22 protein-coding genes are annotated in these 21155 nt (G+C 73.2%); 7 read left to right on the top strand and 15 right to left on the bottom strand.

The annotated features are described in order from the left end of the window. Positions 1 to 9: 9 nt before the first annotated feature. The 3 genes from FHU30_RS04265 to FHU30_RS04255 all read right to left on the bottom strand — a co-directional run bounded on the left by FHU30_RS04265 (position 10) and on the right by FHU30_RS04255 (position 3005). Positions 10 to 639, bottom strand: a complete 630-nt coding sequence (locus FHU30_RS04265; protein ID WP_253871715.1) for a Type 1 glutamine amidotransferase-like domain-containing protein — start codon at positions 637 to 639, stop codon at positions 10 to 12. After that, positions 639 to 1346 (bottom strand): alpha/beta hydrolase, encoded by a 708-nt coding sequence (locus FHU30_RS04260; protein WP_253871712.1) that lies wholly within the window; start codon positions 1344 to 1346, stop codon positions 639 to 641. The genes FHU30_RS04265 and FHU30_RS04260 overlap by 1 nt, the downstream gene beginning before the upstream one ends. Before the next feature lie 87 nt (positions 1347 to 1433). Next, complete coding sequence (locus FHU30_RS04255) at positions 1434 to 3005, bottom strand: alkaline phosphatase D family protein (RefSeq protein WP_253871710.1); 1572 nt, start codon at positions 3003 to 3005, stop codon at positions 1434 to 1436. Between the two features lie 322 nt (positions 3006 to 3327). Between FHU30_RS04255 and FHU30_RS04250 the strand changes: the two genes are divergently transcribed. After that, a complete protein-coding gene (locus FHU30_RS04250; protein WP_253871708.1) occupies positions 3328 to 3774 on the top strand; it encodes a cupin domain-containing protein in 447 nt (148 codons plus the stop codon). Positions 3775 to 4316: 542 nt separating this feature from the next. Here the strand turns inward: FHU30_RS04250 and FHU30_RS04245 are convergent. The 6 genes from FHU30_RS04245 to FHU30_RS04225 all read right to left on the bottom strand — a co-directional run bounded on the left by FHU30_RS04245 (position 4317) and on the right by FHU30_RS04225 (position 10715). Beyond that, complete coding sequence (locus FHU30_RS04245; RefSeq protein ID WP_253871706.1) at positions 4317 to 6203, bottom strand: Vgb family protein; 1887 nt, start codon at positions 6201 to 6203, stop codon at positions 4317 to 4319. Between the two features lie 265 nt (positions 6204 to 6468). After that, entirely contained in the window at positions 6469 to 6729 is a 261-nt protein-coding gene (locus tag FHU30_RS04240) for a hypothetical protein (RefSeq protein WP_253871704.1), read from the bottom strand. Between the two features lie 624 nt (positions 6730 to 7353). Beyond that, a complete protein-coding gene (locus FHU30_RS04235; RefSeq protein WP_253871702.1) occupies positions 7354 to 8679 on the bottom strand; it encodes a dicarboxylate/amino acid:cation symporter in 1326 nt (441 codons plus the stop codon). 183 nt (positions 8680 to 8862) lie between these two features. Further along, positions 8863 to 8949 carry a putative leader peptide gene (locus tag FHU30_RS47595; RefSeq protein ID WP_372503844.1) on the bottom strand — a complete coding sequence of 29 codons (87 nt, stop codon included), beginning with the start codon at positions 8947 to 8949 and terminating at the stop codon, positions 8863 to 8865. A 162-nt stretch (positions 8950 to 9111) separates the two neighbouring features. After that, positions 9112 to 9327 carry a hypothetical protein gene (locus FHU30_RS04230; protein WP_253871700.1) on the bottom strand — a complete coding sequence of 72 codons (216 nt, stop codon included), beginning with the start codon at positions 9325 to 9327 and terminating at the stop codon, positions 9112 to 9114. After that, positions 9324 to 10715, bottom strand: coding sequence for a PspC domain-containing protein (locus FHU30_RS04225; protein WP_253871698.1), 1392 nt, complete (start codon positions 10713 to 10715; stop codon positions 9324 to 9326). The genes FHU30_RS04230 and FHU30_RS04225 overlap by 4 nt, the downstream gene beginning before the upstream one ends. Before the next feature lie 241 nt (positions 10716 to 10956). Here FHU30_RS04225 and FHU30_RS04220 point away from each other — a divergent pair, with 241 nt between their 5' ends. The 3 genes from FHU30_RS04220 to FHU30_RS04210 are packed head-to-tail and all read left to right on the top strand — an operon-like array spanning position 10957 to position 13102. Beyond that, the gene (locus FHU30_RS04220) at positions 10957 to 11343 is read left to right on the top strand and encodes a hypothetical protein (protein WP_253871696.1); all 387 of its coding nucleotides are present in this window, start codon (positions 10957 to 10959) and stop codon (positions 11341 to 11343) included. Beyond that, positions 11340 to 12461: an ATP-binding protein gene (locus FHU30_RS04215; RefSeq protein WP_253871693.1), complete on the top strand. Its 1122-nt coding sequence runs from the start codon at positions 11340 to 11342 to the stop codon at positions 12459 to 12461. Before FHU30_RS04220 ends, FHU30_RS04215 begins: the two co-directional genes overlap by 4 nt. Further along, positions 12458 to 13102, top strand: coding sequence for a LuxR C-terminal-related transcriptional regulator (locus FHU30_RS04210; protein WP_301322562.1), 645 nt, complete (start codon positions 12458 to 12460; stop codon positions 13100 to 13102). The genes FHU30_RS04215 and FHU30_RS04210 overlap by 4 nt, the downstream gene beginning before the upstream one ends. Before the next feature lie 27 nt (positions 13103 to 13129). Here the strand turns inward: FHU30_RS04210 and FHU30_RS04205 are convergent, their stop codons facing one another. From FHU30_RS04205 to FHU30_RS04190, 4 genes are all read right to left on the bottom strand, one after another. Next, positions 13130 to 14302 carry an FAD-dependent monooxygenase gene (locus tag FHU30_RS04205; protein ID WP_253871691.1) on the bottom strand — a complete coding sequence of 391 codons (1173 nt, stop codon included), beginning with the start codon at positions 14300 to 14302 and terminating at the stop codon, positions 13130 to 13132. 119 nt (positions 14303 to 14421) lie between these two features. Further along, entirely contained in the window at positions 14422 to 14871 is a 450-nt protein-coding gene (locus FHU30_RS04200) for an SRPBCC family protein (protein WP_253871689.1), read from the bottom strand. 203 nt (positions 14872 to 15074) lie between these two features. Beyond that, positions 15075 to 16151 carry a nucleoside hydrolase gene (locus FHU30_RS04195; RefSeq protein ID WP_253871687.1) on the bottom strand — a complete coding sequence of 359 codons (1077 nt, stop codon included), beginning with the start codon at positions 16149 to 16151 and terminating at the stop codon, positions 15075 to 15077. Further along, positions 16148 to 16867, bottom strand: a complete 720-nt coding sequence (locus tag FHU30_RS04190) for a PIG-L deacetylase family protein (RefSeq protein WP_253871919.1) — start codon at positions 16865 to 16867, stop codon at positions 16148 to 16150. Before FHU30_RS04190 ends, FHU30_RS04195 begins: the two co-directional genes overlap by 4 nt. A 76-nt stretch (positions 16868 to 16943) precedes the next feature. On the opposite strand from FHU30_RS04190, the gene dhaK reads away from it, so the two are divergent. The 3 genes from dhaK to dhaM are packed head-to-tail and all read left to right on the top strand — an operon-like array spanning position 16944 to position 18946. Further along, positions 16944 to 17939 (top strand): dihydroxyacetone kinase subunit DhaK, encoded by a 996-nt coding sequence (gene dhaK / locus FHU30_RS04185; RefSeq protein ID WP_253871685.1) that lies wholly within the window; start codon positions 16944 to 16946, stop codon positions 17937 to 17939. Beyond that, positions 17936 to 18565 (top strand): dihydroxyacetone kinase subunit DhaL, encoded by a 630-nt coding sequence (gene dhaL / locus FHU30_RS04180; protein WP_253871683.1) that lies wholly within the window; start codon positions 17936 to 17938, stop codon positions 18563 to 18565. Before dhaK ends, dhaL begins: the two co-directional genes overlap by 4 nt. Beyond that, positions 18566 to 18946: a dihydroxyacetone kinase phosphoryl donor subunit DhaM gene (dhaM, locus tag FHU30_RS04175; protein ID WP_253871681.1), complete on the top strand. Its 381-nt coding sequence runs from the start codon at positions 18566 to 18568 to the stop codon at positions 18944 to 18946. 41 nt (positions 18947 to 18987) lie between these two features. On the opposite strand, the gene FHU30_RS04170 is transcribed toward dhaM, so the two are convergent. Together FHU30_RS04170 and FHU30_RS04165 are read right to left on the bottom strand one after the other, a co-directional pair. Beyond that, a complete protein-coding gene (locus tag FHU30_RS04170) occupies positions 18988 to 19281 on the bottom strand; it encodes a hypothetical protein (RefSeq protein WP_253871679.1) in 294 nt (97 codons plus the stop codon). A gap of 200 nt (positions 19282 to 19481) precedes the next feature. Continuing rightward, positions 19482 to 20960, bottom strand: coding sequence for a gluzincin family metallopeptidase (locus tag FHU30_RS04165; RefSeq protein ID WP_253871677.1), 1479 nt, complete (start codon positions 20958 to 20960; stop codon positions 19482 to 19484). Positions 20961 to 21155: the final 195 nt, after the last annotated feature.

Genomic DNA, 21155 nt, shown 5'->3' with positions numbered 1-21155 from the left:
TTTCGGCCCTCAGAGCAGGACGGGCGGGCCGCCCCCGTCGAGCACGAGCACCTGGCCGTCCTTCAGCGCGCGGTACGGCACGCCCGCCTCCCGGTAGGCGTCCGCGACGCGGGTGAGCGCCTCGCACTCGGGATGGCCGGGCGAGTCGACGTGCGGGACGAAGGCGAAGTCGATGACGCCCAGCCCGTCCCAGATCGCCTCGGGCGCGGCGGACGGGTCGTCGCACACCTCCAAGCCGCGCAGGCTGGGCGCGAGGACGCAGGCTCCGGCGCTGTACCCGGCGTAGACGACCGCGTCGTCCTGGACGAGCTTGGTGACCAGCGCGTCCGCTCCGCTTCGCGCCATCGCGTACCGGAGCGGGAACACGTTCCCGCCGCGCACCCACAGCACGGCGTAAGGCCCGAGCGCCTCAGCCAGCTCTCCAGGACGTCCGAAGTACTCCCGCAGATCGATCTCGGTGGCCGCGAACCCGAGCCCGGCCAGCGCCGCGATCTCCCTCCGGACGCCTTCGCTCCTGACGTCCTCGGACGCGCCGTCCAGCGCGTTCGCGATGACGGCGGCCTCCCGCCGGTCACCGCACAGCTCAAGCAGCCGTTCAGGGTTCTCGCCGAGCCGGAAGGACGACAGGTACAGCCGCATCAGGCCAGGTGCTTCTTGAGGAAGGCGTCGATGGCGTTGCGCGCCTTCTCCTGGATCAGCACCAGCGAGTAGCCGTGGTCGTCGCCGTCGAACAGCATCAGCTGCGCGCCGCCCGGATGCCGGGCCGCGAGCGCCTGGACGTCCGGCAGCGCCGCCGAGGTGTCGCGCTTCGCCTCCAGCACCAGCAGCGGCCCCTTGTAGCCCTCGGGGCCTGGCTGCTGCTTCCAGATCTCGACCGGGCTGACCGCGATCACGCCGTCCGGCGCGGGGGAGAGCGCGCCCGACTGGTCCAGGACGAGCCCGCCGCCCGCCGACGCCCCCATCAGGACGACCTTGGTCGCCCCGGCGCCCCGCAGCACCTTCAGCGCGGCGGGAAGCGACCTGGACCGGTCGTCCTCGTAGCTCACCGCCGCCACCCGGTACCCGGCCTGCGCCAGCCGGTGCATCTCGTTGATCCAGCTGCACGCGCTGCCGTCGATCTGCGGCGCGAGGAGCACGCCCTTGGTCCCGCTGCCGAGCATGAGGACCTGGCTGTCCCCGGCCCAGGTGAACGTCGCGGACGGGTCGTTCATCAGGCAGGGCGGACGCACCGTCGAGTGCACCTTGGCAGGCGTCGCGGCCGGCTTCGCGCCGTCCTTGGACGACCCGCACGCCGCCAGCGCGAGCGCGGCCGCGACCACGGCCCCCGCCACCCGAAATCCCCGCATGCCGCAGCCCCTCCCGCAAGATCTCCGCGCATCATGGCGGAACCGGACCACCCGGACAAGCCCCGCGCCGCGGCGAATCCCCGCCGGTCAGCGGACCGGGGTGAGGGGTTGGGTGTAGAGGGCCTTGCCGGTCAGGTCCCGGAGGGTCACGGTGAGCGTCTGGTCTTCGGCGTTGATGGAGACCTGGCCGAAGAACTGGAAGCCCTCGGCGGGCGAGGTGTTGGCGTGCGGCGGCGCCTGCTGGAACTTCAGCGTGGCCCCGAAGGTGCCGTCCAGGGTGTTCGGGCCGAAGGCGCCGGCGTTCAGGGGGCCGGAGACGAACTCCCAGAACGGGTCGAAGTCGGAGAAGGCGGCCTTGGCCGGGTCGTAGTAGTGCGCCGCGGTGTAGTGGACGTCGGCGGTCAGCCACACCATGTTCCGGACGCGGTGCTTCTTCGCGAAGCCGAGGATGTCGGCGAACTCGCGCTCGCGGCCGAGCGGCAGGCCCTTGTCGCCCTGCGCCACGGCCTCGATGTTCGGCTTGCCCTCCGTGCCGTCCGGGACGACCAGGCCGAGCGGCAGGTCGTTGGCGATGACCTTCCAGGTGGCGCGGGACGCGCGCAGCTCGCGCTTCAGCCAGGCGACCTGCTCCGGGCCGAGCAGGCCCGGGCCGGACGTCTCGGTGTCCGGGGTGTTCGGGTTCTTGTGCGTGCGCATGTCGAGCAGGAACACGTCCAGCAGCGGGCCGTAGGAGACCTTGCGGAACACCCGCCCGCCGACCTGGGCGCGGACGGCGATGGGCGTGTACTCGAACATCGCGCGGCGGGCGCGGGCGGCCAGCACGTCCACGCGCTTCTCGGTGTAGCCCGGACGGTCGATCACCTCGCCCGGGTACCAGTTGTTCAGCACCTCGTGGTCGTCCCACTGGTAGAGCATCGGGACCTGGGCGTTGAAGGCGCGGAAGTTCGCGTCCTCCAGGTTGTAGCGGAACTGGCCGCGGTACTCGGCGAGGGTCTCGGCGACCTTCGTCTTCTCCGGGGTGACCAGGTTGTGCCAGGTCCGGCCGTCCGGCAGCGCGACGCTCTGCTGCATCGGGCCGTCGGAGTAGACCAGGTCGCCGCTGCACAGGAAGAAGTCGGGGTTCAGCGCGGCCATCGAGCCGAAGATCCGGTAGCCGCCGAGGTCGGGGTTGATGCCCCAGCCCTGCCCGGCGAGGTCGCCGGACCAGACGAACGAGACGTCCGAGCGGCGCTTCGGCGCGGTCCGGAGGCGGCCCACGACCGGCTCGGACGTGACGGCGTGCCGGTCCAGGTCGGCGAGCCGGACCCGGTAGTGCAGCTCCTCGCCCGCCGGCAGGCCGCGCAGGAAGGTCTTGCCGGTCAGGTCGGTGTCCGGGGTCAGCACCGGGCCGCGGAACCGCTCCGCGCCGCGGAAGTCCGGCCGCCGCGACACCTCGACCAGCATCCGGGCCGGACGGTCCGACCGCGTCCACACCACGGCGTCGTGCGCGGTCACGTCACCGGCCTGGACACCGTGCGTGGCGCGGGCGCGGCCCGAGCGCAGCAGCGCGGGGGCGGTTCGCCCGGCCGCGCCGGCCGTCCCGCCGGACAGCAGGCCGAGGGCCGCTCCGCCGCCCGCCACCAGTCCGCCGCGCAGCAGATTCCGCCTGTCCAGCTCCATGAACTCTCCTCTTCCGGGACGTACCGGGCCGCATGCTCTCCATGCCCGGAATCGGGTTTCCGGCCCGTACATGGCCATCCGGTGAACGGCGCCTGAAACCGGACTCCAGGGGCGGGTTCGCCGTCCGGCTTGACAAGGGGCGGTCACGGAGTGTGTTCTTGGAGGCATGTCAGCGCGCGCCATCACCGGTCGTCCCGTGGCCTTCGGCCGGGTCGCCAGCGCGCTGTGTCCTTCGTGTTGTTGTCGCTGACCCAGCCGACCGACGACCGACTGCCCTGCCTCCGCCGCGCGGACGGGGCGTGACCGAAGGACTGCTTTCCTCGTGGACCTCGACATGGCCCCCGACCTCATGATGCGCGGGCAGGACGACCCGCACGGCCGCGCCCTCGCGCTGCGGCCCCCGACCGTGGGGCAGCTCGCGTCCCGCATCCGCGACCTCGCCGCCCGTCCGGCCGGCTGGTGGCACCTGGTCGCCTTCGACCCCGCCGGGCCCGTCCGCGTCCCGCTGGACGAGGTGGACGGCGTCCGCCTGTGGCTGACCACCTGGCCCCCCGCCCACCGCACCGGCGTCCACGACCATGTGGACACCGAGGTCAGCACGGTCATCGCGGGCGAGCTGGTCGAGGTCTCGATCCGCCCCGAAGGCGTAACCGAACGCCCCCTCCGCGCCAACCGCATCCGCGTCCACGGCGGCACCCACACCCACGAACTGACCAACCCCGGCCCAGCCTTCGCGATCACCCTGCACGCCCAGCTCAGCGGAAAGTGAAACGCCGCCGCCCGCTACCTGCGAACGACGGCGCTCAAGCTGCCGACCGGCAGCCGCCGCCCCGGCGACCGCCGGACGGACGGCGCCGGACCGGCTGGTGCCGAGCCAGGCCGTGCCGGACGGTGCCGAGCCAGGCCGTGCCGGACGGTGCCGAGCCAGGCCGTGCCGGACGGTGCCGAGCCAGGCCGTGCCGGACGGTGCCGAGCCGGCGGGTGCCGGACGGACGGTGCCGAGACGGCTGGTGCCCGGACGGCTAGGGCCGGACGGACGGTGCCGGACCGGCGGGTGCCGGACGGGCGGTGCCGGACCGGCTTGTGCCGGACGGCGGTGCCGAAACGGGCTGTGCCGAGCCGGCGGGTGCCGGACGGGCGGTGCCGGACGGGCGGTGCCGGACCGGCGGGTGCCGGACCGGCTTGTGCCGGACGGCGGTGCCGAAACGGGCTGTGCCGAGCCGGCGGGTGCCGGACGGGCGGTGCCGGACCGGCGGGTGCCGGACCGGCGGGTGCCGGACGGACGGTACCGGACCGGCGGGTGCCGGATGGTTAGTGGTGTGCGGTCAGGTGGAGCTTGACCTTCTTCGGAGCCTTCGGCAGCGCGCGCGGCTTGGTCTTCTGGACGAGCAGCTTGCGCAGCGCGGGCGACAGCGTCGACGACGTGGCCCGCATCGAGCTGAGGTTGGACGGGTTGGTCCCGGCGCCGAGCGAGAAGATCCCGTTGAGGGTCAGCGAGTTCTTCGACGCGTCGGACGGCAGGCCCATCAGCTGGTTGATCACGCCGTTCAGGATGCCGCCGGGGCCGCAGCCCTTCGCGGACGGCACGGCGACCTGGGACTTGATGGATACCGGGCCGGCCGACCAGCCGAGCGCCGGGTCGCTGGCGAGCCCGCCCGCGGTCATCTGCGGCTCCAGCGCGGCGTTCACCGGGCCGATGACGCAGCTGCTCCCGAGCAGCGGGTTGTTCAGCTTGAGGTTCAGCGACAGCTTCGCGCCGAGCCCGCCGGTGTCGGTGAAGTAGGCGGTCGCCGGGGCGGCGAGCGACTGGGTGACGGTCAGCTTGTTGACCGCCCACAGCGCCGCCGGGGACTTGCCGAGGATCGGGCCGACCAGCGGCAGCTGCCCGATCAGGCCGCCGGGGACCTCCAGCTCCTTGGCCTCCAGCTGGGAGCCGATGACCGGCGGCACCAGCGGGATGTTCTTGATGTCCGACAGGTCGTTGATGCCGCCGGTCACCCGGATCGCACCGGACGGCAGCTTCTGGGTGAAGCTGCCGATCTTCATCTCGCCGCCGGTGACGACCTGCGTCTGGCAGAGCATCCCGACCGTGCAGCGGGCCGAGTAGGCCGGGGCCGCCAGCGGGTTCGAGCCGGTCGCCAGCGCCGGGGTGGCGCTGTGGTACGGCCCGGTCGGCGGGTTCGCCGGGTCGAAGGACCCGATCCTGCCGCGTCCCGGGGCGGTGTACCAGATCTTGCCGCCGGGGCCCCAGGCCAGCGAGCGCGGCGTGGAAAGCGTCGCGGGCAGCGGGTACTCGGTGACGCCGCCGTTCGCGTCGATCACGCCGACGTTGCTGGCGGCGGACTCGGCGAACCAGACGCGGCCGTCCGGCGCGGCGAGCAGGCCGTTCGGCTTGGCATCGCCCACCGGAAGGTAGAACTCGCGGGTCTGGCCGGTCGCCGGGTCCACCATGCCGATCCGGCCGACGCCGGGCTCGGTGAACCAGATCTTGCCGTCGGACCCGGTCGTGATGTCGCCGGATATCGGGGAGCCCGCCACTGCTCCCGGTACCGGGTACTTCACGACCGCGCCGGTAGCGGGATCGAGCCGTCCGACGCCGCCTACCTGCTGGTCGGCGTACCAGATCGCGCCGTCCTTGCCGACGGTCACCGCGGTGGGCGCGCCGCCCGCCGCGTACAGCGTGAGGTTGCCGGACGCGTCGATCTTGCCGATCGCGCCGGAGTTGATGCCGGAGAACCACATCGCGCCGTTCGCGCCGGGCGTGATCGAGTTGACCGAGCTGTAGTTGAAGTTCAGCGCACCGCTGGTCGGCAGCTCGAACAGCGTGGACTTGCCGGTCGCCGGGTCCACGCGCCCGATGCGCGGGACGTTCTGGGACATGTCGGTGTACCAGACGGACCCGTCCGAGCTGGTGGCCATCCCGGCGGGGAGGCCCCTGAGCTTCTGCGAGTTGAGCGGGACCGGGTACTCCTTCACCTTTCCGGAGGCGGTGACCTGACCGATGCCGCCCGCGTTCTCGGTGAACCAGACCGACCCGCCCGGGCCCTGCGTGAGGCCCGCCGGGGCGGTGTCCGGGATCGGGACGGAGTGCTCGGTGACCGGCGCGGCGTGCGCGGCGGCGGCCGAGGCCGTCAGGAACGAGGTGGTGCCTAGGGCCGTGGCGAGTGCCACGGCCCCCGCGCGCGTCCTTCGACGCATGCTTCGCCTCCTTTTCGGACCCCGGGTGGACACGCGGCAGCGCGTGGTGGGGTGCGGGGTCCGGGCGTAAAACGAATTCGTGGTGGCCCATAAAAACCCGTCAGTAACTACTGATGTCAACAAGATCGTTTAGCCGTGGCCGGATCCGGCCACGCCGTCAACCGCCCCTCTGACCTGCACGTCTACGCGCGAGGTGATCACCAACACAGCGCGACGGCCCCGTACCTCGTGGAGGTGCGGGGCCGTTCGGCGGAGGTTCTGCGGGTCAGCCCTTGCGGGTGAGCTTGTCGACGGTGCCGTCCGTCCAGGTGACCGTGAGGCCCGAGCCGGTGAACTCGGCCTTGCCCTTCGTGCGCTTCGTCGACTTGTCCGCGCAGGTCAGCGTGATCGCGTTGTGCGCGTCCACGGTACCGGTGCAGAAGTTCGGCGCGTTGAGGGCCGCCGCGCCCCGGTAGAAGAACATCTTCACCGTGCCGGACGTCCACGTCCCGTCCAGCTTGGACGGCGCCGCCCGCCCAGGCGCCACGCCGTTCATAGTGACCGGCCCCCCAGGCGTCCCGTCAGCACCCGGCGTCCCGCTTGCACTAGCCGTCGGCGCAGGCTCGGCACCCTTCGCGTCGTCACCCCCGCCCCCACCGCACCCCGCCACCAACCCGCCAAGAACAAGAACCAGCATCGTCGAGGCGATCGGACGAACCATGCGCGGCCTCCTCGGCAGGGGGTGACGCCGCCAGACGAACCGCGGCCCGCAAACCCTAGCGCCCACCCCGAATGCGAACGGCCCCAACTCTAGTTATAGCCTCTAACTAAAGCGAAGATAGCTAGCCCGCGTGAAGCACTCAAACTTGCGTGAGCACCCCAAACTTGCGTGAGCGCCCCAAGCCTGCGTGAGGACCTCAACCCGGCGTGAGGACCTCAAGCCTGGGTGAGGGCCTCAAGCCTGGGTGAGGGCCTCAAGCCTGGGTGAGGGCCTCAAGCCTGGGTGAGGGCCTTGAGCGTGTGCGAGGGCCCCGAACGTGCGTGAGGGGCTTGGGCGGGTGTGGGGGAGTTTTGCGTGCGTGACGGCGCTGAGACTGTGGGACGGGTCTGGAGACGTGGAACGGCCCCGCGTCCGGGTGGGGGCGCGGGGCCGTTCGGTTCGGGAGGGGCGTCAGGCGGGGACGGGGACCGTTTCGCGCTGGACCGGGGCGTCGGCCTCGTCCTTGCGCGGGGCGGTGCCGAGGTCGCCCTTGGGCGCGTTGAAGAGGTCCTCGTCGAGGAGCTTCTCCGAGCGGGACACGATGACCGGGATCGCGATCTGGCCGGCCACGTTCAGCGTGGTGCGGGCCATGTCGATGATCTTGTCGATGGCGATCAGGTAGCCGACCGCGGTGAGCGGCAGGCCGACCGTGGTCAGCGTCAGGGTCAGCGCGACCAGCGCCGGGCCGGGCGTGCCGCCGGTGCCGAGCTGCCCGATCACCGCGGCGAGCGCGATCAGCAGGTAGTCGGCCAGGCCCAGGTGCAGGTGCATGTACTGGGCGACGAAGACCGCCGCGACCGCCGGGTAGATCGCGCCGCAGCCGTCGAACTTGATGGTCGCGCCGAGCGGCTGGGCGAAGCTGGCGTACTCGGGCTGGACACCGTTGCGCTCGATCTGCACCCGCTGCGCTATCGGCAGCGTCGCCATCGAGGACGAGGAGACGAACGCGAACTGCAGCGCCGGCCAGGAGTTGCGGTAGAAGCGGATCGGCGAGACGCGGCCGAACACCCGCAGCAGGATCGGGTAGCCGACCAGCAGCATGATCGCGACGGCCAGGTAGATCGCGCCGGTGAACTTGGCCAGCGGGGACAGCGTGGACGGCCCGTAGGTCGCCACGACCGAGCCGATCAGGAAGAACGAGCCGACCGGGGTGAGCCGCACGACCCACCAGACGATCTTCTGCATCACGCCGTACAGGTCGTCCACCAGGGCGGTGATCCGCTCGCCGCGCTCGCCGACCGCGACCAGCGCCGCGCCGAACAGCACCGCGAAGGTCACCACGCCGAGCACGTTGCCCTCCGACATCGCCTTGACGATGTTGGACGGGAACAGGTTGTGCAGGACCTGGGTCCAGGTGACCGGGTCGGTCTCGGTCTTCTCGCTCGCGAGCTGCCCGAGCCCCTTGCCGGGGTTGATCAGGAACGCCACGGCCAGGCCGACCGCGGTGGAGATCGCCGAGGTGACGACGAACCAGCCGAGGGTCTTGCCGGTGAGGCGGACGACGTTGCCGACGTTGCGCAGCTTGCCGATGCTGACCACGATCGCGGCGAACACCAGCGGCACGACGACGATCTTCAGCAGCGAAACGTAGACGTCGCCGAAGGGGTCCAGCCAGTCGGTGGCGACCTTGCCGCCGTCCGACGAGAGGTTGTTGATGGCGGCGCCGACGGCGACGCCGAGCACGAGCGACAGCACGATCTGCTGCCAGAACTGCCACTTCCAGACGCGCAGGTTCACAGAGAGAGCTCCAGGGATGCTCACCCGCGTCCGCCGGGCGCCGGGCGTGGGCCGGTACCTGGACGGGTTACGGAAACGCCCGGATCCGGAAGTGCACAGGGAGGCACGGTCCGTGGGCGCGCGCGGTCACGCGCGGTCCGTGGGCGGCGGGTGAAAGGGGACGAGAGAGGGCGAGGGGCCGCGTCAGGCGCGACACAGCACGCTGGCGAGGCGGCACAGATCCACGTGCAGCCTGGCCACCAGCCAAACCTTCTTCTCGGAGAACCTCACGTCGCAAGTTAACCGTAATGTCTGGTTTACTTGTTCCCCCGGAGCGGGGTGATCGTCCTCACACCGGCACCGAGCACCGGGCGGTGCGGGCGCTCAGCGCCGGGCGGCGCAGGTGCTCAGCGCCGGTTCGCGCGGGCGCTCAGCGCCGGGCGGCGCGGGTGCTCAGTGCCGGTTCGCGCGGACGATCAGCTGGACGATGCCGACCACGCCCCACGCGACCAGGACGATGCCCGCGACCACCATGGGGTCCCCGACCGGACGGTCCCGGACGGCGCCCGCGACGTACAGGCCGGCGACGGCGAGGAAGAAGAGGCCGCCGATCGGCGCGGCGAGGTCCAGCCGCCGCCTGGTCTTCCCGCTGCCGTCCCCGCCGCTCATCGGTTCAGCTCCACATCGCCCAGGGTGCCGCGGATCCGGAGCGTGATCACGGCGGGGTTGCTGCCGCCGGACGTCGGCTCGATCACCTCGTTGAGGCGCGCGTTCGGGCCGTTCACCGTCCGCCGCTCCATCCGGATGTCACCGATCTTGACCCGCGCGTCCAGCTTCACCCGGGCGTTCGCGGGCAAATCCACCTTCAGCTGGCCCGTCCACACGGCCGCCGAGACCTCCAGCTGCTCGCCCGGACGGACCGACAGGCCGGTCAGGTCGAGGGTGCCGTTGCCTATCGTCACGCGGTAGTCCCGTGCGGCCTGGGCCGCGTCCGTCGGTCGCCACATGGTGTCCCCGTACTCCCCGCCGCGTGGAGCCGTCGCGGCTACTGACGTCGTCAACAGGGCGAACGTGAGCAGCGTGCCCACGGTCGCGAGTCCCCGGACCCGGAAGCGGACGCCCAGCAGGAGTCCTCCGCCGACCACGGCGAGCGCCGTGGCGAGGACGGCGGTCCAGCCGTCCCAGTCGGTCGATCCGGACAGTTCGGCCGCCGCCGCCACCCCGCCCGCGAGGGCCGCAAGGCAGATCGTGAGCCAGGTCAGCGGCGATTTGCGCCGGTCGCGGCGGCGAGCGGCGGGTGAGGGCCGGTCCCACTCCCCGTAAGTACCGAGATCGACCGCGTCCGGCCCGTACCCGGAAGGCCCGTGCGGCCCGTACCCGGAAGGCGCGTGCGGGCCGTACCCGTGTGGCGCGTCCGCGCCGTACCCGGGCGGGACGTCGTCCGCGTCCGGTGCGGGCCGTCCCGGCGCGGACGTCCCGCCCCGCGCCGCGCCCGGCGAACCGAGGGTGGAGAGGTCGACCATGCCGTCCGGCAGCGGCGCGCCCTTCGGCGGCGCGGCGCGGAAATCGGACGCGGCGGGCGTCTCCGGCGGGTGGCCCGCCAGCCGCTCCGGCAGCGTCCGGGCGACGCCGACCAGGTTCACGCCGCGGGCGTGCGCCACCAGCAGCACCAGGCCGAACACCGTCAGCACCGCCATCGCGTCCGTCGAGACGCCCGAGCCGATCACGCTCAGCGCGACGCTCGCGCAGAGCATCAGCCCGATGATGGCCAGCACCCCGGCCGCGTCGAAGCGCCGCCGGAACAGCCGCTCGGCCACCGACGTGCCGGCCGCGCGGTCCGGCATGAACAGCACGGCGAGGATGTAGAGCAGGATGCCCTGCCCGTGCGCCAGCGTCAGGACGCCGAACCCGACCCGGTAGACGACCGGGTCGATGCTCGTGCTCGCGCCCAGTCCGGAGCACACCCCAGCGAGGAAGCGCCCCTCGGTGCGGCGTGCCAGCCGGGGCAGCCCGCCCCCGGGAGGCGTCGTGCCGACGCCCTGCTGATCGGTGTCCATGCCACCATCGTGGCCTCCCCGCCTCGCGTGCGGTATCGGGGACGCCCCTGAGCCGACCCTGAGAGCCGTCCTGGGGGATCTCCCGGATGGCGCACGCGCCGCGCGCATGTGACGATCGTTGACGTGGGAGAACGCGACGACAACGCCGGCGGGGCGTCCGGCCCGGGAACGGGCCCCGGCCCCGCGCCCCCCGCCGCTCCAGACGGCCCTGCCGCCGACGCAGCGGGCGGGCTGGGTGCCGGTGCTGCGGGTGGCTCGGCTGCTGGTGCTGCGGGCGGGCCGGGTGCTGGTGCGGCGGGTGGCTCGGGTGCCGGCGCTGCGGGTGGCTCGGGTGCTGGTGCAGCGGGCGGCTCGGGTGCTGGTGCAGCGGGCGGCTCGGGTGCTGGTGCGGCGGGTGCGCCGGGTGCTAGTGCTGCGGGTGGCTCGGCTGCCGGCGCAGCGGGCGGCTCGGCCGCCGGTGCGGCGGGTGCGCCGGGTGGCGGTGCTGCGGGCGGGCTGGGCGGCGGTGCTGGCGGCCGGTCCGGGGCCGGTGGTGTCGGCGGTCCGGGGGCCGGTGCTGCGGGTGGGCCGGGGGGCGGTGCCGGTGGGCGGCCGGGGCGGTTGGAGCGGGCGCGGCGGGGGCGGTTGATCGCGGGGGTTTGCCGCGGGCTGGCCGATCACCTCGGCATCGACGTCCTGCTGGTCCGGGCCGCCTTCGTGCTGCTCACGGTCGCCAGCGGGATCGGCGTGGCCGCCTACGGCGCGTTCTGGGTGCTGGTCGCGTCCGCCCCGGCGCCCGAGCCGGTCCCGGGGACGACCGTCCCCAAGCCGCAGCGGGACTGGCGGCAGCTGCTCGCCTACACCGCGGTCGCGGCGGGCCTGTCCATGCTGACCTGGGGCGCCGGGTTCACCGAGGTGGCGCTCTGGCCGTTCGTCGCGGGCGCGATCGGCGCCGCGATCCTGTGGCAGCAGGCCGACCGGGACCAGCGGCAGCGCTGGGTCCTGCCGCTGCGCCAGCGCTGGTGGCGGACCGTCCTCGGCCTGCTGCTGGTCGTCGGCGGCATCGGCGGCTTCGTGGTCCGGAACGTGGACGCCGCGCAGGCCCGGTCCGTGGTGATCGCGATGCTGGTGATCGCGACCGGTGTCGCGGTGATCGTCACCCCCTGGGTGGTGCGGCTCTGGCAGGACCTGGAGGCCGAGCGGCACGAGCGCATCCGCTCCCAGGAGCGCGCCGAGCTGGCCGCGCACATCCATGACTCGGTGCTGCACACCCTCACCCTGATTCAGCGCAACGCGCACGACACCGGCGAGGTGCAGCGGCTCGCCCGGTCCCAGGAGCGGACCCTGCGCGCCTGGCTCTACCAGCCGAAACCCGAGGAGGGCGGCACCTTCGCCAGCGTCGTCAAGGACGTCGCGGGCGAGGTCGAGGACGCGCACGGCGTGCAGATCGAGGTCGTCGTCGTCGGCGACTGCCCGCTGGACGAGCGCGTCGGCGCGATCGTGCAGGCCGCCCGCGAGGCCATGGTCAACGCCGCGAAGTACTCGGGAACCAAGAGCGTGTCGGTGTTCGCCGAGGTCGAGGGCGACGACGTGACCATCTTCGTCCGCGACCGGGGCAAGGGATTCGACCTGGACGCCGTCCCGGACGACAGGATGGGCGTCCGGGGGTCCATCATCGGACGTATGGAACGCAACGGCGGCACGGCGACGGTCCGCACGGCCCCGGGCGACGGCACCGAGGTGCGTTTGGAGATCAAAAGGCAATGAGCGAGTCCCCGCTGCGCAGGGTCGTCCTGGTGGACGACCACCAGATGTTCCGGACGGGTGTGAAGGCCGAGCTGGGCGCGTCGGTCGAGATCGTGGGGGAGGCGGGCGACGTGGACGAGGCGGTCGCGGTGATCCGCGCCGCCACGCCCGACGTCGTGCTGCTGGACGTCCACCTGCCCGGAGGCGGCGGCATCGAGGTGCTGCGCCGGCTGACCGGGGCGGTGCCGTCCCGGTTCCTGGCGCTGTCGGTGTCGGACGCCGCCGAGGACGTGATCGGCGTCGTCCGCGGCGGCGCGCGCGGCTACGTGACCAAGACGATCTCCGGGCCGGAGCTGACCGCCGCGATCGACCGGGTGGCCGAGGGCGACGCGGTGTTCTCGCCGCGCCTGGCCGGGTTCGTGCTGGACGCGTTCGCCGCCACGGACGTCCCGTCCGTCGATCCCGAGCTCGACCAGATCACCCAGCGGGAGCGGGACGTGCTGCGGCTGATCGCGCGCGGCTACGCCTACAAGGAGATCGCCAAGGAGCTGTTCATCTCGGTGAAGACGGTCGAGACGCACGTCAGCAGCGTCCTGCGCAAGCTCCAGCTGTCGAACCGGCACGAGCTGTCCCGCTGGGCCGCGGCCCGGCGCCTCGTCTGACCCGCCGCGCGTGAGGCGGCGCGGCGGTCAGTAGTCCTTGAGGACGATGGCGTTGGTCACGGCGGCGAAGTCGTCGCCGAGGCCGGCGCCGGCCTCCTCGATCCACTCCTGGATGTCCTTGGTCATGGGCGCCTCGTCCTCCTTCGGGAGGTCGCGGAGCGCGAAGGCCTGGTTCGCCGCCACCCAGTCGCGCAGCTCGGTCTCGTAGGCGGCGAACGCCTTCTCGTGGTCGCCGTCCGCCGCCTTCAGCTCGCCCGCCAGGACGTACGCGCCGACCATCGCCATGCTCGTGCCCTGCCCGGACGCGGGCGAGCCGCAGTACCCGGCGTCGCCGAGCAGCACGACCCGGCCCTTCGACCAGCGGTCGAGGTGGATCTGCGCGAGCGCGTCGAAGTGGAAGTCCGGCGCGTCCCACATGTACTCGACGAGCCGGGGGATCTCCCAGCCGCCCTCCGCGAGCCCCTCGGCGACCAGGCGCTTCTGCTCGGCGACGTCGCGGGGGATGTCCGCGGAGTGCTTGCCGAACATCGCGTACGCGCGCAGCTCGGCGTTGCCCCGGACGGACATGACCATCGCGCCGGTCATGCCGTCCGCGCCGGTGAAGCAGCCGATCTGCCAGCGGTCCAGGCCGAGGACGTTCGGCATCGTCCAGACCGCGATCGCCGTCCTGCCGAGCGGGGTGAAGCCGGCGTCCGGGCCGAAGACGAGGCGGCGGGTGGTGGAGTGCACGCCGTCCGCGCCGACGACGATGTCGAACGTGCGCGGCGGCGCCTTGTCGAAGGTGGCGCGGACGCCGTCCGGGCCGTCCTCCAGGGCGGTCACGCTGTCGCCGAAGACGTACTCGACGCGCTCGCCCGCGGCCTTCACGATGATCGCGGACAGGTCGTCGCGGAGGACCTCCACGTCGGGGGAGTCGATCGGGCCGCCGCTGAGCGTGTGCTCCTCGCTGCGGTGGCGCTCGACGCCGTCACCGTCCACGATCGACATCCCGCGCAGGTCCGTGGCGTGCGCGCGGATCTCGTCCAGCACGCCCATCCGCTCGGCGACGCCGAGCGCGGACCCGCGCACGTCGATCGCCTGCCCGCCGGGGCGGAACCCGTCCGCCCGCTCGACCACGGTCACCTCGAAGCCGTACCGGTCCAGCCAGTACGCCAGCGTCGGCCCGGCGATGCTCGCCCCCGAGATCAGCACCTTCGTCATGGTCACGTCCCTTTCGTTGAGGTACGCGACCAGCTTCGGGGGGACGCCTGACACCGGGGTGAGACGGCGCTGAGACCCGCTGAGCCCGTGCTGTCAGCGGGCTGTCAGAGGCCCGGACGTCACAGGTGGCCGGGGCAGCCGGACGGGCAGTGCTCGCAGTGCCGGGCGATCCGGCGGGCGAAGTCGGCGAGCATCCGGTGCAGCAGGGCGGCGGTGAACGCGCCCGTGCCCGGGATCAGCGGGACGATCTCCGCGCCCCAGCGGATCACCGTGTTGCCGCCGCTCGCCGCGAGCCGGACGTCCGCCCGGTAGTGCCGGATCGGCAGGCCCGACTCGGCGACGTAGGCGTAGTGGGTCGCCCGCTCGAACGCCACGACCCGCTCCCGCGCGGGCAGGATCTGCCTTACCGCGCCGACACCGTCCGGCTCCTTCTCACCGTCCCGGACGCGCCGGGACCGGGTCGGGAACCAGCCCCACGCGTTCCACGCCTCCGCGACGGCCAGGTGCTGGAAGACCAGTTCGGGTGGTGCGGCGGCGGTGGCGGTGGCGGCGAAACGGCGGACGGACATGCGGCGGCTCCCGGGACGGCGGTGCCTCAAACGCTAGCCAGCCCGTCCCCGCCCGACAACACCGGGTCACCGGGCCCGCCCCTCCCGGCCGGCCCGCCGTCCGACCGGGTCAGCGGGCCCGGGTCAGCGGGCCCGCGACGGCGGCTCCCGGGACGGTGGGACCGGGACGGCGGCTCCCGGGACGGCGGGACCGGGACGGCGGGTCAGAGGGACAGTACGGCGGAGAGGAGGCAGTCCTGGAAGGCGGCCGTGTCGGAGCCGACCGCGATCCGCACCGGGCGCCGGCTGTCGGGCGCGGGCAGCGACCGCGCGTCCCACACCGTCATGCCGCGGGTCAGCTCGCCGCGCAGCTCCACCCGGACGGGACGCTCGACGTACTCGCACAGCTCCGGGGTGAGCGCGAGCATCGCCGCGAGCGCGTCGTGCACGACGGCGCCGCGCCGCCGCAGCGTGGGGGTGTAGGCGTCGGCGTACCACTCCATGATCTGCGAGGCGAACCGCGCGATGGACGAGTCGTGCCCGGCGAGCCGCGCCAGCCAGTCCGCGCCGACGGCGGTCGGGTGGGTGGCGTCGAGCGGGACGAGCACGACCGGCCAGTCCGCCGCGAAGACCAGGTCGGCGGCCTCCGGGTCGTGGTAGATGTTCGCCTCGGCATGCGTGGTGCTGTTGCCGGGGTGGTCGAACGCGCCGCCCATGACCACGACCTCGCGGACCAGGGCCGGGAGCTCGTCGTCCAGCAGCAGCGCCGCGCCGAGGTTGGTGAGCGAGCCGGTCGCGACGATCGTCAGCTCGCCCGGGTTCTCCCGCGCGAGCCGGACGATCTGCGCCGCGGCGGGCTCGGCGGACGGCCGGGCCGCCGGTTCCGGCAGGTCGAGGTCGGCGAGCCCGTTGCGTCCGTGCCAGTCGAGCGCGTAGTGGACGTCCTGCGCCATCGGGCGTTCGGCGCCGACCGCGACCGGCACGTCGTCGATCTTCGCCAGCTCCAGCACGCGCAGCGTGTTCAGCGCGCCGGTGCGCGCGTCGACGTTGCCGTGCACGGTGCCGACGCCGACCAGCTCGGCGTTCCCGGCGCGCACCTCGGCGGCCAGGTAGAGCAGCATCATCGCGTCGTCGATGCCGGTGTCGCAGTCGAAAAGGATCTTCGGTGCCGTCGCGCGGCCCGGTGTCGCGCGGCCCGGCGTCGCGCGATCCGGTGTCGCGCGGTCAGCCGTCGCGTGGTCAGGTGTCACGGGGTTCGGCGTCGCGGCGCCAGGCGGGGGTGCGTCGTTCGGCAGGGTCATGCGGTGTTCACGATCTGGTACGACTCGGCCAGGCGGCCCTCGCCGAAGCCGGCGGCGGCCGCGTTCGCGCCGAGCCAGCCGCGGAGCATGGCCTCCAGGCCGTCCTGCATGTGGGCGGTCTGGGTGGCGTGCGCCTTGAGCGCCGCCAGCTTCCGGTCGAAATGGTCGGTGATGTCCACGTAGTGGTCGGGGGTCGGGCCGCCGGACATCCAGACCTCGCGCGCGACCCACGCCTCCAGCCCCTCCCCGCGGAGCTCGGGGAAGGCGTACGGGTTGCGCGCGTCGGGGTAGACGGCGTCCAGCGTCGCGCCGCCCACCACGCGGTGGTCGGGGTGGCTCGGCGCGATCCGCTGGTGGTTGCGCTCCGGGCTGTGCGTCAGCACCCGGTCCGGACGGACCTGGCGGATCACCCGCGCGATGTCGCGGCGCAGGTCGAAGCCGGGTTCGAGGCGCCCGTCCGGGTAGCCCAGGAACCGGACGTCGGTCACGCCGACGGCCTCGGCCGCCGCGCGCTGCTCCTTGCGGCGCAGCTCGGCCATCTCGGCGCGGGTGACCCGGTCGTCGAAGCCGCCCGCGTCCCCGTCGGTGACGATCAGGTAGGTCACCTGGACGCCTGCGGCCGTCCAGGACGAGATCGTCCCGGCGGAGCCGAAGTCCACGTCGTCCGGGTGCGCCAGCACGGCGAGCACCCGGGAGATTTCGCTCAGTTCCAGCACAGTCCTCACGGTCTTCAGCCTAAACGGAACGATCGCGGCCTGGGACGGGCCGGTCCGCCGGGGGTAGAGCAGAGTCATGCGCAAACTCATCAACGCCCCGTCCGACGTGGTAGCCGACGCCCTGCGCGGGCTCGCCGCCGCGCATCCCTCGCTGCGGGTGGACGTGGAGGGACGCACGGTCGTCCGGGCGGACGCGCCGGTCGCCGGGAAGGTCGCCCTGGTGTCCGGCGGCGGCTCGGGGCACGAGCCGCTCCATGCCGGTTTCGTCGGTTTCGGGATGCTGGACGCCGCCGCGCCCGGCGAGGTCTTCACCTCGCCCACGCCGGACCAGATCCTCGCCGCGACCCTCGCCGTCGCGGGCGAGGCCGGGGCCGTCCACATCGTGAAGAACTACACCGGCGACGTCATGAACTTCAAGATGGCCGCCGAGCTGGCCGACGACGAGGACGTCCAGGTCGAGCAGGTCGTGGTGGACGACGACGTCGCGGTGGTCGACAGCACCTTCACGGCCGGGCGGCGCGGCACCGGCGGGACGCTGTTCGTGGAGAAGATCGCGGGCGCGATGGCCGAGGACGGCGCGCCGCTCGCGGCCGTCGCGGAGGTCGCGCGCGAGGTGAACGAGCGGACCCGGTCGTTCGGCGTGGCGCTGTCGCCGAGCACCGTCCCGGCGGCAGGCCGCCCGACGTTCGAGCTGGCGGAGGGCGAGATGGAGCTCGGCATCGGCATCCACGGCGAGCCGGGGCGCGAGCGGGTCAAGGCCGGGACCGCGCGGGAGATCGTGGACGCGTCGCTGAGCGCGATCGACGCGGACATGCCGCTCAGGGGCGAGGAGCTACTCGTCCTGGTGAACGGGATGGGCGGGACACCGCTGATCGAGCAGTACATCGCGGCCGGGGCAGTCTCCGACTGGCTGTCCGACCACAGCGCGCGGGCTGTCCGGACGCTGGTCGGGCCGTTCGTCACCAGCCTGGAGATGGCGGGCTGCATGGTGTCGGTATGTCGTATAACTCCCGAACTGCTCCAGTTCTGGGACGCGCCGGTCGAGACCTCGTCGCTGCGGTGGGGCCGGTGAGCGCCCGGTTCGGCGCGTCCGACGCCGCCGCGTGGATCCGGCGCGCGGCCGAGCTCGTCGCCGCCGACGCTGACCGTCTGACCAGGCTGGACGCCGAGATCGGCGACGGCGACCACGGCCTCAACCTGAACCGCGGGTTCGCCGCCGCCGCCGAGACGCTGCCGGAGGACGCACCGCCCGGCAAGGTGCTGATCGCGGCCGGGCGGGCGATCGTGTCGAAGACCGGCGGCGCGTCCGGGCCGCTGTACGGGACGGCCCTGCGCCGCGCGGGCAAGGCGCTGGCGGACGAGCCGGACGCGTCCGCCGAGCAGCTCGCCGGGGCGCTGGACGCCGCGCTCCTCGGCATCCGCGAGCTGGGCGAGGCCCAGGTCGGCGACAAGACCATGGTGGACGCGCTGACCCCGGCCGTGGAGGCGTTCGCCGCCGCGTCCGGCAAGGGCCTCGCCGCGGCGGCGGAGGCGGCTGCGGACGCGGCCGGGCAGGGCGCCGAGTCGACCGTCCCGCTCGTCGCGCGCAAGGGCCGGGCCAGCTACCTGGGCGAGCGCAGCGCCGGGCACCTCGACCCGGGCGCCGCCTCGACCGTCCTGCTGTTCCGCGCGCTCGCCGACGTCCTGGCGGAGGACTGAATGGTCGGGATCGTGATCGTCTCGCACAGCCGGACGCTCGCCGAGGGCGCCGCCGAGCTGGCCCGCGCGATGGGCCTCGGGAAGGCCGTGGTCAAGGCCGCCGGGGGCGGCCCGGACGGCGATCTCGGCACCAGCCCGGACCTGGTCGAACGCGCCGTCGCGGCGGCCGACTCCGGGGACGGCGTGCTGGTGCTCGCCGACCTCGGCTCGTCCGTCCTCACCGCGAAGCTGGTGATCGAGGACTTCGACGGCCAGGCCGTCCTCGCGGACGCGCCGCTGGTCGAGGGCGCCGTCGCCGCCGCCTCGTCCGCCGCGACGGGCGCGAACCTGGCCGACGTCCGCGCCGCCGCCGAGTCCGCCCACGACCTCCGCAAACGCTGACGCTAGGCGGTGGCGGTAGGCGGTGCCGCTAGGCGGTGCCGCTAGGCGGTGGCGCCGAGGAGGACGACCAAGGGGTCGGCGATGGACTCGTGCGGCTCGCCGCGGATCTCGAAGGCGCGCTCGCCCGCGCCCGGCTCGCCGGTGACGATCCGGTAGCCGGGGAGGTCGGCGCCGATCTCGCCCAGCTCGCCGCCGGCGTCCTCGACGGCGGCGAGCCGGGCCACGGCCGCGCGGACCCGGCCGGCCCGGTCGGCGGGCAGCTCGCCGGTGTCGTAGTCCGCGACGGGCACGGACGTCCCGGCGAAACCGCCGACGCTCTCGATCCTGATGCGCATGTGCTCCTCGCCTCCCGGCCACGGGGTGGGCCCCCGGTCGTGGTGCCCCGCTTCCGGAGTACCACGACCGGGGCCCGGGAGACCGCCGGTCACGCGAGCCGGGGCGGGCCGGCCCCCGTCAGGGGAGGCCGGCTCCCACCGGGCGCCGCGCCGCCGGGCTCACCGGGGGCCGGATCTCAGCCCGGCTCCCGTCGCCGGGCTCACTTGTTGAACGCGCGGTGCAGCTCGTCCATCTCGTGCCGGAGGATGTCCTCGTCGGTCAGGTCCCCGCGCTTGGCCAGCCGCTCGGGGTCGATGACCGCGTACTCGGGCATCTGCATGGTGCCGCAGCACATCGAGCGGTCCTGCTCGGCGCGCAGGCTGGCCGAGTGCTCGTCGTGCGGCTGGACCTCGGTGACGTCCCGGCCGTCCTCGGTGTACTCGGGGTCGGTCATGCTCATCCGGCCGGCGAGCAGCTCGCGCAGCGGCGTCGGCGAGAGGGTGATCTCCCGGACGGCGAAGCGGTTGCGGATGAACGTCCGGTAGATCGGCGGGTCGTGCCGGCTCGCCGAGACCTGGAGCATCTTGTTCGCCACGTCGACGAAGGTCGCCTTCGTGGCGGGCGCCGCCAGGATCGCCTGGAACAGCAGGTGCGCGAGCCCCTCGGCGACCTCCATCAGGATGACCGCGAGGTCCTTGGTCTTGCGCTGCCGGTTGAGCTCGAACACGTAGATGTCGGCGAGGACGTCGTAGATCGCGCCGGTGAACACCTGCGAGATCGCGTGCACCTCGTTGCTGACCTGGCTGAGCTTGAGGTCGTTGTCGGCGTTGCGGAGCCCGAACGGCATGCCGAGCGCCTTGCCGAACTCCTCGGCCAGCTCCGGCAGGAACGACCGGTCGTGCAGGTTGGCGCGGCTGAGCGCGACGACGGCCTCGGCCTGGTCGGCCTGGGACAGCGCGAGGAAGATCGCCGACAGGTCGCCGAACGCCTCGTGCAGGCCGCCGGTCTGCGGCGGGCTGCCGGCCGCGAGCCAGCCGGGCTTGAGGCCGTCCAGCACCGAGTGGCCGGTCTCGTGCGACACGATGTCCAGCGAGCGGCAGGTGAACAGCGTCTGGGTCTGGTTCTGCGGGACGAACGAGAGGAAGTTCAGCGACTTGCCGGTGCGGCTGTAGAACGCGTTCGCGCCCTGCCCCGCGTGCGGCTTGACCGTGATCCGCTCGGTGTTGCCGCCGACGTTCCAGGCGAACGGGATGGGGTTGCCACCGTTGATCCGCTCGTACATCGACAGCGTCTCGCGCACCACCGCGAAGGTGTGCGCGGCGTCGAACTGCGGCGAGTTCGGGGCGAAGACGAAGTCCCCGTTGATCCCCTTGGCGACCGGCGTGACCCCCTGCAGGTCGGTGGTGATCCGCGCGTCCGCCGGGCCGTTGAGCACGACGGACGGGACGAAGGTGATCCGGGTGCCGAGCTCGGCCACCGACGGGTCCTGCTTGTAGATGAGGAAGCGGTGTCCCGCCACCGGCGGCACCGGGAGGGGGACGGGGCGCGGCACCGGCTGCGGCGTGGGCGGGGCCTCCGCCCGCAGCCGCGGCCTGGGCATCCGCGCGGGAGGGACGGCGAGGCCGCGCTCGGCCTCCCGTACCCGGACGATCTCTCGCTCGTCCTGGATGATCTGGGTTTCGGACTGGTGGACCGTCATCGATCCCACCCTTTCCCGTCACCGGGCGCGGGCCCCCGATGGCCCTGCGCTTTCCAGGGTGGCCACGGCTCCGCCACGGCGCTGACCTGCGTGTTGATCGTCCGGGCGCGCCGCCGGGGAGTTGGGAGCCGCCCTGCCCGGCCCACGCTCCGCCCGTCACGCGGGGCCGTCAACCCGGTGCGGCGGGGTGTGTCC

Origin of the sequence: Actinomadura rupiterrae (assembly GCF_024172125.1) — a bacterium.
Classification (GTDB): Bacteria; Actinomycetota; Actinomycetes; order Streptosporangiales; family Streptosporangiaceae; genus Spirillospora; species Spirillospora rupiterrae.
This window is presented reverse-complemented; position numbering and strand designations above follow the sequence as displayed.

Excerpts from the sequence above, each read along its gene's own strand:
- FHU30_RS04265 (WP_253871715.1), bottom strand. The coding sequence starts at position 639 with ATGCGGCTGTACCTGTCGTCCTTCCGGCTCGGCGAGAACCCTGAACGG.
- FHU30_RS04260 (WP_253871712.1), bottom strand. The coding sequence starts at position 1,346 with ATGCGGGGATTTCGGGTGGCGGGGGCCGTGGTCGCGGCCGCGCTCGCG.
- FHU30_RS04255 (WP_253871710.1), bottom strand. The coding sequence starts at position 3,005 with ATGGAGCTGGACAGGCGGAATCTGCTGCGCGGCGGACTGGTGGCGGGC.
- FHU30_RS04245 (WP_253871706.1), bottom strand. The coding sequence starts at position 6,203 with ATGCGTCGAAGGACGCGCGCGGGGGCCGTGGCACTCGCCACGGCCCTA.
- FHU30_RS04230 (WP_253871700.1), bottom strand. The coding sequence starts at position 9,327 with ATGAGCGGCGGGGACGGCAGCGGGAAGACCAGGCGGCGGCTGGACCTC.
- FHU30_RS04225 (WP_253871698.1), bottom strand. The coding sequence starts at position 10,715 with ATGGACACCGATCAGCAGGGCGTCGGCACGACGCCTCCCGGGGGCGGG.
- FHU30_RS04210 (WP_301322562.1), top strand. The coding sequence starts at position 12,458 with ATGAGCGAGTCCCCGCTGCGCAGGGTCGTCCTGGTGGACGACCACCAG.
- FHU30_RS04205 (WP_253871691.1), bottom strand. The coding sequence starts at position 14,302 with ATGACGAAGGTGCTGATCTCGGGGGCGAGCATCGCCGGGCCGACGCTG.
- FHU30_RS04200 (WP_253871689.1), bottom strand. The coding sequence starts at position 14,871 with ATGTCCGTCCGCCGTTTCGCCGCCACCGCCACCGCCGCCGCACCACCC.
- FHU30_RS04195 (WP_253871687.1), bottom strand. The coding sequence starts at position 16,151 with ATGACCCTGCCGAACGACGCACCCCCGCCTGGCGCCGCGACGCCGAAC.
- dhaK (WP_253871685.1), top strand. The coding sequence starts at position 16,944 with ATGCGCAAACTCATCAACGCCCCGTCCGACGTGGTAGCCGACGCCCTG.
- dhaM (WP_253871681.1), top strand. The coding sequence starts at position 18,566 with ATGGTCGGGATCGTGATCGTCTCGCACAGCCGGACGCTCGCCGAGGGC.
- FHU30_RS04170 (WP_253871679.1), bottom strand. The coding sequence starts at position 19,281 with ATGCGCATCAGGATCGAGAGCGTCGGCGGTTTCGCCGGGACGTCCGTG.
- FHU30_RS04165 (WP_253871677.1), bottom strand. The coding sequence starts at position 20,960 with ATGACGGTCCACCAGTCCGAAACCCAGATCATCCAGGACGAGCGAGAG.